Raw genomic sequence first — 16933 nt, forward strand, 5'->3', positions numbered from 1 at the left:
TTCTTCTGTTCGCCCGTTTTTTTGTCAAGTAAAAAAGGCTGGATGCTTTTATGGAGCATCCAGCCTTGGATCATCTGCCTAACTGCTTCAGGAGGCTTCGGGAGTCGTTTCCGTCTTATCCCGGACATCCTTGGCGAGCACCATATACATGGCGGGCACCACAAACAGCGAGAACAACGCACCAATGGACAGCCCGGTAAAAATCACCAGTCCCATCTGGAAACGGCTGACGGCGCCGGGACCATGCATCAGGAGCAGGGGAGTGACCCCAAGTACCATAGCCCCGGTGGTCATCAGAATCGGCCGCAAGCGGATGCTGGAGGCTTTTTCCACGGCTTCGCGTTTGGCGAGCCCCTCATGGCGCTGAATCTCATTGGCAAACTGCACAATCAGAATACCCTGCTTGGCAATCAGACCGATCAGGGTGATCAGTCCTACCTCCGTATATATATTGATGGAGGCGAGCCCCAGGCTGACAAATATCAGTGCGCCACTGATGGACATGGGGACGGTAATCAACACGATCAGTGGATCCCGGAAGCTTTCAAACTGCGCTGCCAGCAGCAGATAAATCAGGATGATGGCGAGGACGAAGGTCGTCAGCAGACCGCCACTTTCCTGCATATACTGACGGGACTGACTGGCGTAGTTGACCGAAAAGTCCTTGGGCATGATTTTTTCAGCAGTGGTCCGGAAGAAGGTGAGCGCCTGGCCCATGGTGACTCCCGGCTTGGGCACAGCCTGGATAGTGGCCGAGTTGAGCTGCTGAAACTGAGGCAAAAACTGAGGTTCAACCCTGGTTTCAATGGATACCACTGTCGACAATGGCACCATTTGTCCGGTGGCCGTGGCAATATAGTAGTTTTTGAGAGCTTCCGGGTCGCTGCGGAACTTGTCCGGAACTTGCGGGATCACTTTGTAACTCCGCCCTTCCATGGCAAAGCGGTTGACGTAATTGCCCCCCAGAAGAGGCTGCAGATCCTGGGCGATTTCCGCCATGGTCAGCCCCAGGTTGGCGGCTATGTTGCGATGGATTTTCAGGACCAGCTCCGGATTGTCGATGCGCAAATCCTTGGTCACGTAAAAGAACATACCGCTTTGGTAGGCCTTGGCGATGACCGCGTCTGCCACCTGATTGATTTTTTCATAGCTGCCCGGACTTTGCAGCACGAATTGAATGGGCAGGCCTCCCGAGGAACCGGGTAAAGGCGGAGGCAGAAAAGAAGCTACCTGCAAACCCGGAACACTCTGTAATTGCTGCTGCAATTTCGGCTGGATCTGCATGGCGGTGACTGATCGATCAGACCAGTTGGTTAAACGTATGCCAGCAAAAAGACTGTTGGTACCGGCACCACCTCCGACGGAAATGCCGGTCACCATGAACGTCGCCTTTTTTTGCGGATACTGATCAAAGACCTTGACGATTTGCTTGCCGTAATGGGCCAGTCGATCTGGAGTGATGGTCGGTCCACCGGTTCCTGCATTGAAAATAATCCCCTGGTCTTCCTGGGGAGCAAGCTCCGATTGGGAAGTGGAGAACAGAAAGTAAATGCTCGCAAATACTACGACGGCAAAGAGCATGACCACCGGCACATAATTCAGAACACCGTGCAGCAGGCGATCGTAAAAGCGCTGTAACCCCACAAAACGTCGGTCAATGAAATGTTCAAAGCCATGTTCGCTGGTGGGCCTTAACACCTTACTGGAGAGCATAGGTGAGAGCGTCAGTGCCACAACCATGGAAATGAGGACGGCAGCCACCAAGGTAAAAGCAAATTCACCAAACAGACTGCCGGTAAGTCCGCCCATGAACCCGATCGGCGCAAATACCGCAATCAGGGTGGTGGACATGACGACAATGGGGCCGCCCAGTTCGCGCCCAGTAAGCAGCGCGGCGTCAAAGGGACTTTTGCCTTCATCAATATGGCGATGGACGTTTTCCACAACAATGATGGCATCGTCCACCACCAGCCCGATGGCGAGTACTACCGCCAGCAGGGTCAGCAGATTGACGGTAAAGCCCAAAGACCACATGAGCAGACCCGCACCGACAATGGATAAGGGAATGGCCACAGCTGGGATGATCACGGCCCGGAAGGATCCGAGGAAGAGGAATATCACCAGCACCACCACGGCCAGGGTGATGCCGATGGTCATCATCACCTCATCAATGGAGGCCTGAATGAAGGCGCTGGCATCATAAGGAATTGCTACATGCATGCCCGGAGGAAGCGCTTTTTCCAGTTGTGCCAGAGATTTTTTAACCCCTGCGGCCACATCCAGGGAGTTGGCAGACGGAGACTCCTGAATGCCTATAAAAGCTGCGGACTTACCGTCAAAAAAAGCCTGTGAATTGTAGGACTGTGCGCCGAGCTCTACATGAGCCACATCTTTCAAACGAATCAGGGTGTTACCGGATTGCTTGATGACCATGTTGCGGAATTCACTGACATTGTGCAGATTGGTAGTAGCGACAATGGTATTTTGAACGGTTTTACCCCGGGTCTGGCCGACGGCAGAAATGAAATCGTTGGCGGTCAATGCCTGGGAAACCTGGGCTGCAGTAATATTCAGCGCCGCCATTTTCTGGGGATTCAACCAGATGCGCATGGCATAGGTATTCCCATTGCCGGCGCCGGGAGGCAGAATTTGGGCTTGTCCCACGCCGTGTATCGATGCCAGACGCGGCTGAGCCACCCGCAGCAAATAGTCGGTAATCTGCTGCTGGGATAACTGATCACCATAAAAGGCGATATACATCAAGTCGGTCGTGTCACCAACAGTGACATTGATTACCGGTAGTTGGCTGCCCTTAGGCAACTGGTCAGTCACCTGCTGCACCTTGGACTGGATATTGGCCACCGCTGCACTGGGGCTGTAATTCAGCTTCATGTACACCGTGATGGTCGAGGTGCCCTCCGCGCTGTTGGAGGTCATATAGTTGATGTCGGGCGCGCTGGCGATGACCTTTTCCAGACGCGCGGTAATGAAGCCCTGCACGGTGCTGGGGTTGGCGCCGGGATAGGCGGTAGTGACTGTCACCACGGTATTGACCAGGGCGGGATATTCCCGCACGGTCATCATGGTGTAGGCATGCAGGCCCAGCAGAAAAATGACCAGACTCAGTGCGGTGGCAAGTACCGGACGGCGAACAAAAATATCAGTAAATTTCATGAGCTAGCCTTACTTGTCGGTACTGATGGTAACCAGACTGCCATTCACCAGCTTGACCTGTCCGGCCGTGACTACCTGATCGCCTTGCTTCAGTCCGGAAAGGATTTCGACCATACCGTCACGCTGTTTGCCGGGCTTGACCACCTGTTGAACAGCAACCTCATGACTTTTGCCATCCTTTTTTTCTTTTTTGATGAGATAGACATAATCTCCAGAGGTGTTGTAGGACATGGCCGATACGGGTATGACGAGGACCTTTTCTTCCTGCTTGCGGACTACCGTCAGTTCTCCAAAGAGGCCGGGACGCAGCTGGGATTTGGGATTGTCGATGGTCGCCTGTACGTCAATTTGCCGGGTGCTGCTGTTGACAGAAGAACCCAGTGCGGTGATCTTGCCTGAAAATGTATGGCCTGGGAGCGCATCCGTAGTGACCTGCACCGGAGTCCCTACCTGAATATTCTGCAGATCACTCTGGGGCAGGGTGAAATTGGCATACAGAGGACTCCAGGATTGCAGGTCGACAATTTTGGTACCTGGTGTCAGATATTGGCCGATATTTACTTGACGGATGCCCAGATAGCCACTGAAAGGGGCGCGGATGGCCAGTTTGTTCAGGGTGGCCTGAATGTTTTTGATAGCAGCCTGATCGGTCTGATAACTGGCCTGGTCGGAATCCAGCTGAGATTGACTGGCAGCCTTGATGGCCATCAACTGCTTGGTGCGATGCAGATTGCTGGCGGCGAGCCGCAGTTGGGCCTGATCACTGGCCAACTCCGCCAACTGATTGGAGTCATCAATTTGAACCAGGAGCGTTCCTGCTTTCACATATTGACCGGAATGGAAGTGTATGGCGGTCACGTTGCCGGCAATTTGCGGTGTCACATCCACCCCTTGTATGGCTGTCAACGAGGCGACAGCGCTGAGCTGTGGATGCCAGTGGGCTATTTCAGCCCGGGCCGCACTGACAGTGACCACTGGCGGCGGCATGTGCGCCATGGCCGCAGCAATTTTACTGTTGACGAAAGCCTTGAATCCAAAAATTCCGCCAAAAACAATCAGCAGGCCAATGATGACAATCACAAATGCTTTTTTCATATTCCGTCTCCGCAGAGGATGGCTGCGCTCAGTCAAAAATGGTTAAGAATGTTTGGGGTCTGGCTTGCTTGCTGTCTTGACATCCGGATGATTCCACCAGCCACCGCCCAGGGCTACCAGCAACGCTGCTGTATCCTGATAGCGTTGTGATTGCGCTTTGATCTCGGCGATTTTGGCGGTGTTGTATTGCACTTCGGCGGTCAACAGACTCAGATAATCCGTGGCACCCACGCGGTAGCTGGCTTGTGCCAGTTTGAGAGCCTCTTGGGAGGCCTGCAGCGCTTCACGTTCAGCAGCAAGGGTTTGGGCATCATGATCAACTGCCCGTAACCCGTTGGCGACTTGATCAAACGCATTAAGGACCGTGCTTCGATAGTTGGCGTAGGTCACGTCATAAGCGGCACGAGCCTCTGCTTCCTGAGCCTCGAGCTTGCCGCCCTGGAAAATTGGTTGGGACAGAGCGCCTACCAGACTCCAGATGCTGCTCACAGGATCAAAAAATATCCCGGGGTGGCTGGCAGCATCACCGAATGAGGCGCTGAGTTGGACAGTCGGATAAAACTGGGCGCGGGCTTCACCGATCTGGGCGTTTGCCGCTTTCATCTGGGCCATGACCGCACGAATATCCGGTCTTTGCTGCAAGAGTTTTGAAGGCAGGCTGACCGGAATTTTTTCCGGCAGTTTTAATGCGCTCAGGGTAAAATTCTGGTGTTTGACATTGGCCGGAAATGCCCCGACCAGAATGGCCAGTTCATGACGGTACACAGTCAGTTGTTGTTCCAGCGGTGGGAGGGTCGCCAACTCACTGGCCATTTGGCCTTTTTGAGTCATCACGGTGCTGTAGTCGATGGCACCCACCCGATACTGGTTTTCCGTCAGTTTCAGCAGTTGTTTTTCTTTGGCAATAATGGCTTTGGTAGCCTGGATTTGCTCTTCGGTGGCGGCTTCGTCCACAGCCGTGGTGACGATGTTGCCGGTCAGAGTCAGTTTGGCAGCTTCCAACTCCCATCGTTGATATTTGACCAGTTCTTCGCTGTTGCGATAGACCAGACGATTGACGCCGAAAATATCCGGGTAATAAGAGACGCCGATGGATCCGTTGATCAAGGAGTAATGAATACCCCCACTACCACCAAAAGTAGCCCCTGTGACCTTGCTGCGGTTGGCCTGTAGATTGCCGGTAATTTGCGGGTAAAAAATACTGGCATTGGCGCGGGCAGTGGCCTGGGCCTCCCGCATTTGTGCCTGGGCAGCAGCGATGGTCGGGCTATTTTTGAGTCCGGTCGTAATGAGCGTATCCAGGGCTTTGGAGTGGAAGAGTTTCCACCATTCTTCATGGAGTTCCGCGCCATACTGAAAGGACTGAGCTTTGCCTGCAGTTCCTCCAGGAGCCACGGTTTTTTGCGGCGATTTGCCGGCCGTGTATGGTGTCTTGTCAGACGGTGCCGGAGGTACCCGAAGCTTTGGTTCAAAGCTGCAGGCAGCCAGACTACTACCAAGTATCAAGGCCACAATGGTGGCTATGGTTTTGGGAAGTGGTTTGTGCACGTAAAATAACCCTCTCAGAGGTCTGAACCGACCGGTCAGTATAATGGCGACAAATGTACTAGCTGTCAAATAGGGCATGCAGGTGGGTGGGCCCGAGTTTTATGGAAGCATCCGGAGGCCTGATTTTGTGACGCCTGGGTAACGCTTGATTCTCGCAAAATTTAAACCCATATTATGTTGCGTAACATTTTATCTTGTGGGGGAGCGAATGCCTAACAAATTGATGGGGTTAGTAATGGTGCTGTTTGGCTTGATCGTGGCACCGGTAGCCTGGGCTGAGCCTTCGGTCACCCAGGTGACCCAGGCTATACAAAGTGGTCGCCTGGATCAGGCGCAAAATATGATGCAGGAAGTATTGAAAGCCCATCCTCATTCTGCCGAAGCGCAATATCTGGAAGCTCAGGTTTTGGCGCGTCAAGGCCAATGGTCAGGAGCGGCGGCAGCCTTGCAAAAGGCCGAACAACTGGCGCCAGGTATGCCTTTTGTCAAGCCTCAGATTTTACAGAAGTTTCAGAAAGAGGTGAAAAGTCACCAGAGCGGGGCGCAGCAGACTGCTGCCGCGAAAAAAGGAACCTGGGGCTCTGCCTTGGTGTTCTTCATCGGGCTGATTTTGCTGATTGCGGTCATCGCCATGTTTCTGCGGCGGCGGCGTCAGAATGCCCAGCTGATGTATCGGGGTGGTCCAGTGCAGGGGCCTTTTGCCGGTATGAATGGTGGCTACGGGCCTGGGGGGCCAGGTTCAGGCTATCCGCACGGACCCATGGGTGGAATGCCCCAACAGGGCGGTGGATTGGGTTCCAGTCTCGCTTCAGGAATAGCCACTGGAGTAGGGGTGGGTGCTGGGCTGGCTGCTGGACAAGCGCTTGCCGGTAGTCTTTTCGGTGATCATGGTGCGGCTGGAAGTCAAGGTAATACCGGTGATAACGACAGCCTGGGCTTGACCAATAATTCCTGGGACGATGACCAGCTGGCCAGCAATGATGATTTTGGTATGGATGATGGAGGCGATGGCTGGGGCTAGCCCATCAGTCAATTGCTGAAATCAAAACATAACAACCCGGCTTCGGCCGGGTTGTTTTTTTCTGTGCCGTAAATCGGCGGCTTAAGGCAGGTGATAACCCCGTCGCCGCAAGGCCTCGGCAATGGCGATCAAGGGCATGCCCATCAGGGCATGGGGGTCTGCCCCTTCCATGCTTTCCACTAGGGCTATTCCCAGCCCCTCGGAGCGGAAACTGCCTGCACAATCCAGGGGCTGATCTTTTTCCACGTAACGGTGGATGGCCTCGGGGCTCAAGCTGCGCAGCCGCACATAATAAGGAATACAAAATTGTTCTACAGTGTGGGCATCCACCAGGGCAATACCGTTCAGATATTCCACCTGACGACCTTGCATCCATTGCAGTTGGGCTTCTGCGCGGGTGCTGGATCCGGGTTTTCCCAGAATTCTTCCAGCACAACAAGCCATTTGATCAGCACCAATCACCAAGGCCTGGGGATAGCGCGCTAAAACGGCCCGGGCCTTGGCCAGGGCCAGACGCTCGACCAGTTCTTGTGGCGATTCCCCCGCACCGGGGCTTTCATCCACATCCGGGGCCACAGAGCGAAAGGGGATCTGCAAGCGTTGCAGCAAGTCCCGGCGGTAAGGGCTGGTTGAGGCCAGAATCAGTTCTGGTAGGGCCATGCGTTTACTCAGCCGGTATTGCGTTGCCCGGCGGCAATGGCGTTGATGGTGCGCAGCAAGGGATCCAGCCAGATTTCGCGAAACTCGGGAGGCGCATCTTCATTGCGATAACGCCGAAGCAGGGCCAACTGAATGTGATTGAGGGGTTCCATGTACACATTGCGGCGCTGTAAGGAAAAAGCCAGGCCGGGATTGTCGGACAGCAATTGCTCGGTGCCAGCCATGGCCAGCATTTCTGCAAGACTGAGTTCGAATTCCCGGCGGATTTTCTCGAAAACGGAGCTGGCAAGCTTCTGATCGAGAGGTAAGCCCGCATATTCTCCGGCCAGAGCCATATCGGTTTTAGCCATGGCCATGCTGATATTGCCCATCAACGCCCGGAAGAAGGGCCATCGTTGGTACATATCCTGCAGAATTTCCAGACGCTCGGGTTTGTCCGCCCGCCACTGGGCAACAGCGGATCCCAGGCCAAACCAGGCGGGGAGAATATGGCGAGACTGGGCCCAGGCAAATATCCAGGGAATGGCGCGAATGGAAGCCATGGAACGGTCGCTGCGCTGGCGGTGGGAGGGGCGCGAGCCAATGTTCATGTGGGCAATTTCATTGAGCGGGGTGGCTTCGTAAAAATAATCCAGAAAACCGGGGGTATTTTCGGTCAGATCCCGATAGGTTTGCTCACCCAGATGGGTGAGTTCGGCCATCACTTTAAGATAGGCCGGATTATCTGCCGCTACGGGTCGCACCAGACCAATGCTGGCCTTGATGAGGCCGGCAGTGCCGACCGTCAGTTCATAGACGGCCGTTTCCAGATTGGCATACTTGAATGACAGCACTTCGCCTTGTTCGGTGATTTTGATTTGCCCGCGCACGGTGTCCGGGGGCTGGGCGAGAATGGCCTCGTAAGTAGGACCGCCGCCGCGCCCGACGCTGCCGCCGCGCCCATGAAATACGCGAATTTGAATGTGGCGTTTGTCGGCGATGGCGGCCAGGCGCAGCTGCGCCTGATACAGGGACCAGCTGGACGATAAAATACCGCCATCCTTGCAGGAATCAGAGTATCCTAGCATGATTTCCTGGGTATCTTCCTGACTTTTGATGATTTCCATGTACACCGGATTATCCAGGAGGGTGCTGATGACGGCATCCATCCGTTCCAGATCGTGGATGGTTTCAAACAGGGGCGTTACCGCAATTTCACTGTAGAGCCCCTGCCTTGACCAGCCCGCCAGCCCGAACTCTTTGGCCAGTACCAGTACTTCGAGAATGTGGCTGGCTTCGTGCGTCATGGAAATCACGTAGTTGCCGAATCCTGAAGCACTGACTTCGCGACGCAGCTGGGCAATGCAGCGAAACATGGCACAGGTTTCCGCTGCCAGCGGCGATAATTCCGGATGTTTCTCGACCAGAGGACCGGGACGGCGCAGCGCATCGGTCAGGGCCAGCAGTCGCGCTTCTTCGGAAAGTTCAGAATAGTCGGCGAAACCGGGCACTTCGGCATAGAGCTCGGCCAAGGTCTGGGAATGTACGGTGGATTCCTGGCGGATATCGAGGTTGGCCAGATGAAAACCAAAGGTCTGGACCAGCCAAACAATATCCTGAATGTCATGGTCGGCGATGAAATCATCATTGTGCCCACGCAGGGAATCGCGAACGAGGAGCAGATCATCCAGAAAGTCCTCGGCCGAAGCATAAGCAGGGCCCGCAGATTCATTCATGATCTGACCGTTTTCCAGTTGGCGCAGGCGCAGGTCCAGGCGGGTCATCATGTAACGGAGTTTGCGGCGATAGGGTTCACTGGGAAAACGCTGATCTACCCATTCCGCCAGCTCCGGAAAATCATCGGCGTCGCGTTCCAGTGAGGCCAGCAGGACGGGGGAAATTCCACAAAAGCGACTGGAATGTCCCAGCAGTTGATACAACCCGCTCAGGCGCTGCTGGTATTCCTTGAGAACCTCGACGCTTTGCGTGCGTAGCGCCCAGCTGGTAATGGCGGCGGTAACATTGGGATTGCCGTCGCGATCGCCGCCAATCCAGGAGCCGAAACGAATGAAGGCAGGGATATCGATGTCATCATTGGCAAATACCCGCCGCGCAGCGCGGCGAGCAGCCCGATAAGTCATGGGTACGGCCTTGAACAGGCTGTCCCTGAAGAAAAACAAGCCGTTTTCCACCTCATCCTGAACCTGTGGCTTATTGGTGCGGACTTCTTCGGTTTCCCAGAGAATCTGGATTTGTGCCCGTAAATTATCGGTGACTTCTTTTACTTCTTCGTCGCTCAGCGTGGGATCATCGAGTTTTTTGCTGACGACGAAAATCCGCCGCAGGCCATGCAGGACTGTACGCCTTTTGGATTCCGTGGGGTGCGCCGTAAATACGGGCAAATAGCGCGTCTGATCAAGCAGATACTGAATCTGACCGGAAGTGACGCCTTGTTGCTGTAATGCCCGGAAAGTTTCTTCAAAAGAACCCGTCCAGAGTCCGTCACGTTTTTGCAGCTGGCGACGGCGCTGAATATGCTGGGATTCCTCTTCAGCAATATTGGCCAGACTGAAATAGGTATTGAAGGCGCGGATAACCAGTACCAGATCGTCCTGGGGAAGGGCATCAATGAAGCGTGCCAGACGTTCCCGCAAACGAGCGTCTTCTTTTTTATGCAGGCGGATGTAACCCTGACGAAGTTGCTCGACAGCGTTGAATACGCGGGTGCCGGCCTGTTCACGCAATACCTCGCCGAGCAGATTGCCGAGTAGTTTCACACGGCTACGCAGCGCCTTGTCATTGATGGCCGTTTTTTCCACTCATCCGTCTCCTTGAGTTTATGACTTCCCCTCTGTCGAAGATCACCAGGACGACAGGGAGAGATAGGGTTGTTTCGGGAAATCTGGTTACTTTTGTTTTCTAAGCTAATGGCAAGCGGGCTGCAGGTCAATCATCCTGATAGTCATTTCTCCGCGTCACTCCCTGCAACCGAGTTGGGCGCTTTTTGCAGAAGCTTTGTGAGACGCCGTGCCGGGGAGCTTTGGCAAAGGCTGGCTTTGGAATAAATATGTCGTTGTTGGCTTGTCAAGCATGGCTTTCCCGGCTTTTTTGAGCTAGTCTAAGTTGCATGTAGTGGAAAGCATCACTACCAGCTTTTCACTTCCTTAGAAGCGCCATGAAGCATAGTCAAGGAGATAAAAAATGGCCGGTCAACAAAAAGGACAGATCCTTCAGGATCCTTTTCTCAATTTGCTGCGCAAGGAACACGTTCCCGTGGCCATCTATCTGGTCAACGGCATTAAACTGCAAGGATTCGTCGAATCCTTTGATCAATTTGTGGTCTTGCTGCGCAATAATGTCAGCCAGATGATTTACAAACATGCTATTTCTACCGTGGTTCCGGGTCGCGATGTCCGTCTGCCTTTGCCCGAAGGAGAAGGCGAAACAGCTAGCGTGACCGAAGAAGAGGCCTGATTCTGTCCCATAATGCCGTTGTGGTGGATGTGCCCCGTGAGAGGGTTCTGCTGGTTCATGTCACATTGCATGGCGAGGTGGATCTTGATGACGGGGCTGAATTTTATGATCTGGCCACCGACAGTGATGCGGATGTGCTGGAGCTCATACCCGTAACCCGCAGTCGCCCTGATCCTGCAACCTTCATCGGCAGTGGCAAGGTTCAGGAACTGGCAGAAAAAGTTAGAGAAACAACGGCGGATCTGGTGCTGTTCGATCGGACTCTGAGTCCGATTCAGGAGCGTAACCTGGAACGGGCTCTGCAGTGCCGGGTCATTGATCGGGTGGGCCTGATTCTCGATATTTTCGCCCGTCGTGCCCGCACCCATGAAGGCCAATTGCAGGTGGAGCTCGCCCAACTGACCCGCTTGCGCACCCGACTGATCCGGGGCTGGACCCATCTGGAACGGCAGCGGGGGGGAATTGGCTTACGGGGCCCCGGCGAAACTCAACTGGAAACCGACCGTCGCCTCATTGGTGACCGGATTCAGTCGCTGCGCCATAAGCTGCAAAAGGTGGCCGCGCACCGGCGGACCCAGCGTCGCGCTCGGCAACGTGCGCCATTACCGACGGTGGCTTTGGTTGGTTACACCAACGCGGGAAAATCCACGCTTTTCAATGCCCTGACTCAACGCGATAATTATGCGGCGGATCGCCTCTTCGCCACTCTCGATCCGGCCATTGGCCGTTTGCAAATTGCCGGGCAGGATGCGGTATTACTGGCCGACACCGTGGGTTTTATGCGAGATTTGCCCACGGATTTGATTGCTGCTTTTCGGGCGACCCTCGAAGAAGTCAATCAGGCACAATTGCTTTTGCATGTGGTAGATGGCAGTGCCCTCGACCGGGATACGCAAATGGCTGCGGTGGAATCGGTTCTCCGGGAAATCGGCGCTGATCACTTGCCGGTATTGCTGGTCTTTAATAAGACAGATCAGACGGATGAACCCAGCGGCTGCATTTTTGATGCTTTAGGAGCGTTGCAGGCGATCAATATCAGTGCCCGGAGCGGAGCGGGTCTGGATGTATTACTGCAGACTATTCTGGAAAGAGTGGGCAGGGCCATATTGCGAATTGAATTGACGCTGAATCCTGAAGAGGGTGCCTGGCGGGCATCTCTGCATCGAGTGGCTACAGTCCTTGCAGAGGATTTTGATGAAGAAGGAAAAATCCGCATGGTGTTTGACATAGACGACCTGGCCTGGCGTCGCCTGCGCGCCCAAATGCATGCGCATGGTTGTCAGGCGCCAGAAGCCACCTCTACAATACCCGAATTCATCAAGGAAGGAGATTGGTATGCCGTGGAGTGATCCGGGCGGAAACGGAAACAACAACAATAACCCCTGGGGACGGCGTCCCAATGAACAAAAGCCAGCCTTTGATATTCAGAAAATCACCCAGGAGTTAAAAAAACTGGGTGGTAGTCTGTTGGGCTCCGGGAAAGGTCGCGGTTCGGGTGGGCCGAAGTTTGACCCGCGCTGGTTGCATCGCCTGCCCATCATCATCATCGCCATTTTGGTGTTATTCTGGTTGGGATCAGGTATCTATGTAGTCGGTCCCAATGAAGAGGGCGTGCTATTGCGCTTCGGTAGGGAGGTGGATATCACCCAGCCGGGTATTCATTACCATTGGCCGTTTCCTTTTGAAACCGTGATGTTGACCAAAACTGCCGAAAATCATCGCCTGGTTCTGGGTTACAGCGGTGCGGTGGATACCCTGAACCCGGGTATGATGCTGACCGCCAATGGGGATGTGATCGATGTGCACTTCGCTGTGAATTACAAGATTAACAACCCCAGCCACTATCTGTTCAGCTCCAGTAATCCGGAACAATTGATTCGTCACAGCGCCTTGTCGGCTATGCGTGATCTGGTAGGTAACAGTACGATGAAGCATTTGCTCCATGGTGTTCAGGACAATATGGGCCAGCAAATTCAGCAGAATACTCAGAATCTACTCAATACATTTCATGCGGGCGTGACCATTCGTTCAGTTCAGATCATAAGTATTCACATTCCTAAAGCCGTCGAGTCGGCCAACACCAAAGTGATGACGGCCCAGGAGGATATGGCCCGTATCCGACGTGAAGCAGAAGCCTATGCCAGTAGCATTATTCCCAAGGCCAAGGGAGAGGCAGCAACCATGCTGACGGCCGCACAAGCTTACAAAATGCAGGTGATAGACCATGCTAAGGGCGATGCCGCGCGTTTTAACGAATTGCTGCAGGCCTATCAGAAAAATCCCGAGGTGGTGAGTGAACGGATGTATTTACATACGATGCAGGAGATTCTTGGCAATGCGCCCAAAGTAATCATGGATAGTCATGGGAAAGCCGTGATTAATTTACACATGCCTGATTCATCGATCGTTCAGCCCAGCGCGACAACGAAGTCTGGCGCAGCAGTCAGCGCTACCACTGCAGCCACCCGCAGCACAGCGCCAGTGGCTACCACCGATAGCGCCTCCAGTCAGCCGATACTGCCCGTTTCAGGAGATCAGTCATGAAAAACTGGATATGGGCAGTGATCATTGTTTTACTGGGCGTGATCCTGTTGCTTTCTGCAAGTTTTTACATTGTAGATCAGTCTCAGAACGCCTTGTTGATGCAATTTGGCAAGGAGCTGCGGGTGGAAAAGTCGCCAGGTCTTTATTTGAAATGGCCAGTTTTCCAGCATGTGATATACATAGACAAGCGTTTGCAAAGCTATAGTCCTCAGCCGGAAACTTTTTTGACGGAAGACAAGAAACCGGTATTGGTGGATTTTTTTGCGGAATGGCAGGTGACTGATCCTGGGGTCTATGTTGCTCATCTTCATGATCAGGCGAATGCCCAGGCCCAGATTGGTGAAGCCCTGCGTACTGCGCTGAAAAACCGTGTTGGAAGCCTGTCTATGCAGTCGCTTATTACCGCCAGTCAGCAGACTGTATCTGCGCCGGTTTTGACTGCAGTGAATCAGCATTTACGCAGCCTGGGTATTGACGTGCTGGATTTGCGCATTATGCAGGTGGGTTTGCCTCCTCAAGTACTTCAGGCCACCTACAAGCGCATGGAGGCAGAGCAAATCCAAAAAGCCGATGCTTATCGCGCCCAGGGGAAAAGTGCTGCAGATGCTATTCGTGCCAATGCCGAAAAGGAAAAAACCACTATTTTGGCCGATGCCTATCGACAACAGCAAGAAATTGAGGGTCAGGGTGACGCCCAAGCCGCTTCCATTTATGGAAATGCCTATGGCAAGGATCCGCAATTTTATGCTTTTTACCGGAGCCTGAAGGCCTATCGTCACGCTTTGAGTCATAAAACCGTGCTGGTACTTAATCCCGATTCGCCGTTTTTCAAATATTTTCGGCATTCCTTGAATGAGGCAGGAAAATAATGCGCACCGAAAATCATCCCGCCTGGCTGTTGCCCAGCGGTTTCGAGGATATGCTGCCTGCTCGTACCGAAGCCCTGGAGCATTGCCGCCGCAGCCTGCTGGATCGTTATGCGCTTTGGGGCTATCGCCAGGTTACTCCACCGTTGGTGGAGCATCTGGAAAGCCTGCTGACCGGCAGTGCTGCAGACCTGGACCTGCAGACCTGGAAGCTTCTCGATCAGGACAGTGGTCGGCTGGTGGGGCTGCGTTCGGATATGACTCCGCAGATGGCCCGTATTGATGCCCAGACCTCTGCTTCTGGTGAAGTCCGTCGTCTCTCCTATGCGGGAACCGTATTGCGGGCACGTCCTGATTTGCTAGGGGGGAGCCGGGCTCCTTTTCAGGTGGGGGCCGAATTGTTTGGAGTAGGCGGTCCCGAAGGGGACCTGGAAGTGCTCTCTCTGATGGTGGAAAGCCTGCGTGCCTGTGGGGTTCCTCATTTGTTGCTGGACATCGGTCATGTCAGCATTCCCCAAGCGTTGGCGGATTCTGCCGGACTATCCGCCGCACAACGGAGTGACTTGCTGCGTCTGGTGGAACGCAAGGCCTGGCCGGATGTACGAACCTGGCTGAAAGCGCATGGTTGTGGTCAGGCGGTGACTGCGGATTTTACTGCCCTGTCACATTTGCAGGGAGAACATACTGTCCTGGATCGGGCGCGCCAGCAATTGGGCCAACACCCAGCCATTGTTGAAGCTCTGGATGACCTGGGTTTTGTCTGGGAATCCTTGCGCACGCGTTACCCGGACCTGGCCATTCAATGTGATCTTGCGGAAATTCGGGGCCATCAGTATCACACTGGCCTGCTGTTTTCGGTGTATGGACCACAACGGGGCGAGGCCTTGGCGCGGGGCGGACGCTATGATGAGATTGGTGCGGCCTTTGGTCGGCGGCGTCCAGCCACCGGTTTCAGCCTCGATTTGAAACCCTTGCTCCGCGACTTGCCGGAATATGGTAAAAGCCAAAGGATATGGGCACCTGCCGGTAGTGATCCAGACTTATGGAAGAGCATTACTGCAGAACGCCATAAAGGGCATATCGTCATACAGGATTTTCAGTCAGAATCTGTACCCGACGCTGCGCAGTTGCAAGTTCGGGGTTTTGATGCGCGCCTGGAACAGACTCTCGGTGGTTGGGTATCCAAGCCTGTGCCAGCGCGCTGAATCCATTTTTCATACTATTGGCGGAGTGCTCCGTGTCAGATAAGTCAAATGTGGTAATCATCGGAACCCAGTGGGGTGATGAGGGTAAAGGCAAGATTGTGGATTGGCTGACGGAACGCTGTCAGGCTGTGGTGCGTTTTCAGGGAGGGCACAATGCCGGACATACCCTGGTCATCGGTGCCCGCAAGACTGTGCTGCATCTCATTCCCTCCGGTATTTTGCGGGACGGCGTCTTTTGTTTTATCGGTAACGGGGTGGTGCTGGACCCGCTGGCACTTTTTGCCGAGCTGGATGAGCTGCAGACGGCGGTCCCTGATGCCCATGAACGGCTGTTTGTATCGGACGCCTGCCCGCTGATCATGCCCTATCACAAGAGCCTCGACCTGGCCCGCGAACATGCCAAGGGTGCCGCCAAAATCGGCACGACCGGACGCGGAATTGGTCCCGCCTATGAAGACAAGGTAGCGCGTCGCGCCTTGCGGGTGGGGGATCTTTTTCATCGCGAGCGTTTTGCCGCGAAGCTGGGCGAAGCTCTGGATTACCATAATTTTGTGTTGCAGCATTACTTCAAGCAAAAAGCCGAAGATTTTGATGCTATTCTCGATCAATATCTGGATTTGGCCGAGCGCCTGGCGCCCATGGTAGTGGATGTTTCCGTGCGTCTTGCCCGTCTCCAGGCAGAGGGTGCCCGTATTCTCTTTGAAGGGGCACAGGGCACACTTCTGGATGTGGATCACGGGACTTACCCTTATGTGACTTCCTCCAATACTGTAGCTGGCGGGGCATCCGCCGGGAGTGGGGTGGGTCCGGCTGAGCTGGGTTATGTGCTGGGTATCACCAAAGCCTATACCACCCGGGTCGGCGCGGGTCCCTTTCCTACGGAACTATTTGATGAAACAGGGGTGTTTCTGGCAGAAAGGGGTGCGGAAGTAGGCGCAACCACTGGTCGGGCAAGGCGTTGCGGCTGGTTCGATGCAGTCGCCTTGCGGGCCGCCTGCCGGGTAAACGGCGTGACAGGTTTATGCATGACCAAGCTGGATGTACTGGATGGTCTCGCGGAAATTCGCGTAGCCGTAGGTTATCGGGTGCAGGGAGTCATCCAGGATGAGCTGCCTTCCGGAGCCGAGGCGCTGGCGGCCTGCGAGCCTGTGTATGAGACTTTTTCGGGCTGGGAGGAATCCACCGCCGGTGTCCGCCGTTGGGAGGATCTGCCTCAGGCAGCCCGTCATTATCTGGAAGCCATTGCCGAACGTGCTGGCCGGCCTCTGGCCATCATTTCCACGGGTCCAGACCGGGAAGATACCATTCTTCTCGCTGAACAGCTGTGAACAATGCATATAAAAAAGGGCAGACCCTAAAGTCTGCCC

The 16933-nt window shown here is 54.4% G+C and carries 12 protein-coding genes; 7 read left to right on the top strand and 5 right to left on the bottom strand.

Going from position 1 to position 16933, the window contains the following annotated elements; genetic code table 11:
• Positions 1-87 precede the first annotated feature (87 nt).
• The 3 genes from B1757_RS11725 to B1757_RS11735 are packed head-to-tail and all read right to left on the bottom strand — an operon-like array spanning position 88 to position 5817.
• Positions 88-3174 (bottom strand): efflux RND transporter permease subunit, encoded by a 3087-nt coding sequence (locus tag B1757_RS11725; protein WP_101538480.1) that lies wholly within the window; start codon positions 3172-3174, stop codon positions 88-90.
• 9 nt (positions 3175-3183) lie between these two features.
• Positions 3184-4269 carry an efflux RND transporter periplasmic adaptor subunit gene (locus B1757_RS11730; RefSeq protein WP_101538481.1) on the bottom strand — a complete coding sequence of 362 codons (1086 nt, stop codon included), beginning with the start codon at positions 4267-4269 and terminating at the stop codon, positions 3184-3186.
• Positions 4270-4311: 42 nt separating this feature from the next.
• Entirely contained in the window at positions 4312-5817 is a 1506-nt protein-coding gene (locus B1757_RS11735) for an efflux transporter outer membrane subunit (protein WP_101538609.1), read from the bottom strand.
• Positions 5818-6025: 208 nt separating this feature from the next.
• Between B1757_RS11735 and B1757_RS11740 the strand changes: the two genes are divergently transcribed.
• A complete protein-coding gene (locus B1757_RS11740; protein WP_101538482.1) occupies positions 6026-6838 on the top strand; it encodes a tetratricopeptide repeat protein in 813 nt (270 codons plus the stop codon).
• Between the two features lie 81 nt (positions 6839-6919).
• Here the strand turns inward: B1757_RS11740 and B1757_RS11745 are convergent, their stop codons facing one another.
• The gene (locus B1757_RS11745; RefSeq protein ID WP_101538483.1) at positions 6920-7498 is read right to left on the bottom strand and encodes a Maf family protein; all 579 of its coding nucleotides are present in this window, start codon (positions 7496-7498) and stop codon (positions 6920-6922) included.
• 8 nt (positions 7499-7506) lie between these two features.
• Positions 7507-10296 (bottom strand): phosphoenolpyruvate carboxylase, encoded by a 2790-nt coding sequence (gene ppc, locus B1757_RS11750; RefSeq protein WP_101538484.1) that lies wholly within the window; start codon positions 10294-10296, stop codon positions 7507-7509.
• Positions 10297-10678: 382 nt separating this feature from the next.
• Here ppc and hfq point away from each other — a divergent pair, with 382 nt between their 5' ends.
• From hfq to B1757_RS11780, 6 genes are read left to right on the top strand one after another with little or no spacing between them, the layout of a single operon-like run.
• The gene (hfq, locus tag B1757_RS11755; RefSeq protein WP_101538485.1) at positions 10679-10951 is read left to right on the top strand and encodes an RNA chaperone Hfq; all 273 of its coding nucleotides are present in this window, start codon (positions 10679-10681) and stop codon (positions 10949-10951) included.
• 29 nt (positions 10952-10980) lie between these two features.
• On the top strand, positions 10981-12300 hold the full coding sequence (gene hflX, locus B1757_RS11760; RefSeq protein WP_253253835.1) for a ribosome rescue GTPase HflX: 1320 nt from the start codon (positions 10981-10983) through the stop codon (positions 12298-12300).
• Positions 12287-13495, top strand: a complete 1209-nt coding sequence (hflK, locus tag B1757_RS11765; RefSeq protein ID WP_101538487.1) for an FtsH protease activity modulator HflK — start codon at positions 12287-12289, stop codon at positions 13493-13495. Before hflX ends, hflK begins: the two co-directional genes overlap by 14 nt.
• Entirely contained in the window at positions 13492-14364 is an 873-nt protein-coding gene (gene hflC, locus B1757_RS11770) for a protease modulator HflC (protein WP_101538488.1), read from the top strand. Before hflK ends, hflC begins: the two co-directional genes overlap by 4 nt.
• Positions 14364-15566 (top strand): ATP phosphoribosyltransferase regulatory subunit, encoded by a 1203-nt coding sequence (locus B1757_RS11775; RefSeq protein ID WP_172437697.1) that lies wholly within the window; start codon positions 14364-14366, stop codon positions 15564-15566. The genes hflC and B1757_RS11775 overlap by 1 nt, the downstream gene beginning before the upstream one ends.
• A gap of 32 nt (positions 15567-15598) precedes the next feature.
• Positions 15599-16894: an adenylosuccinate synthase gene (locus B1757_RS11780; RefSeq protein WP_101538490.1), complete on the top strand. Its 1296-nt coding sequence runs from the start codon at positions 15599-15601 to the stop codon at positions 16892-16894.
• Positions 16895-16933: the final 39 nt, after the last annotated feature.

Source organism: Acidithiobacillus marinus (assembly GCF_002847505.1).
In the GTDB taxonomy this organism is placed as follows: Bacteria; Pseudomonadota; Gammaproteobacteria; order Acidithiobacillales; family Acidithiobacillaceae; genus Acidithiobacillus; species Acidithiobacillus marinus.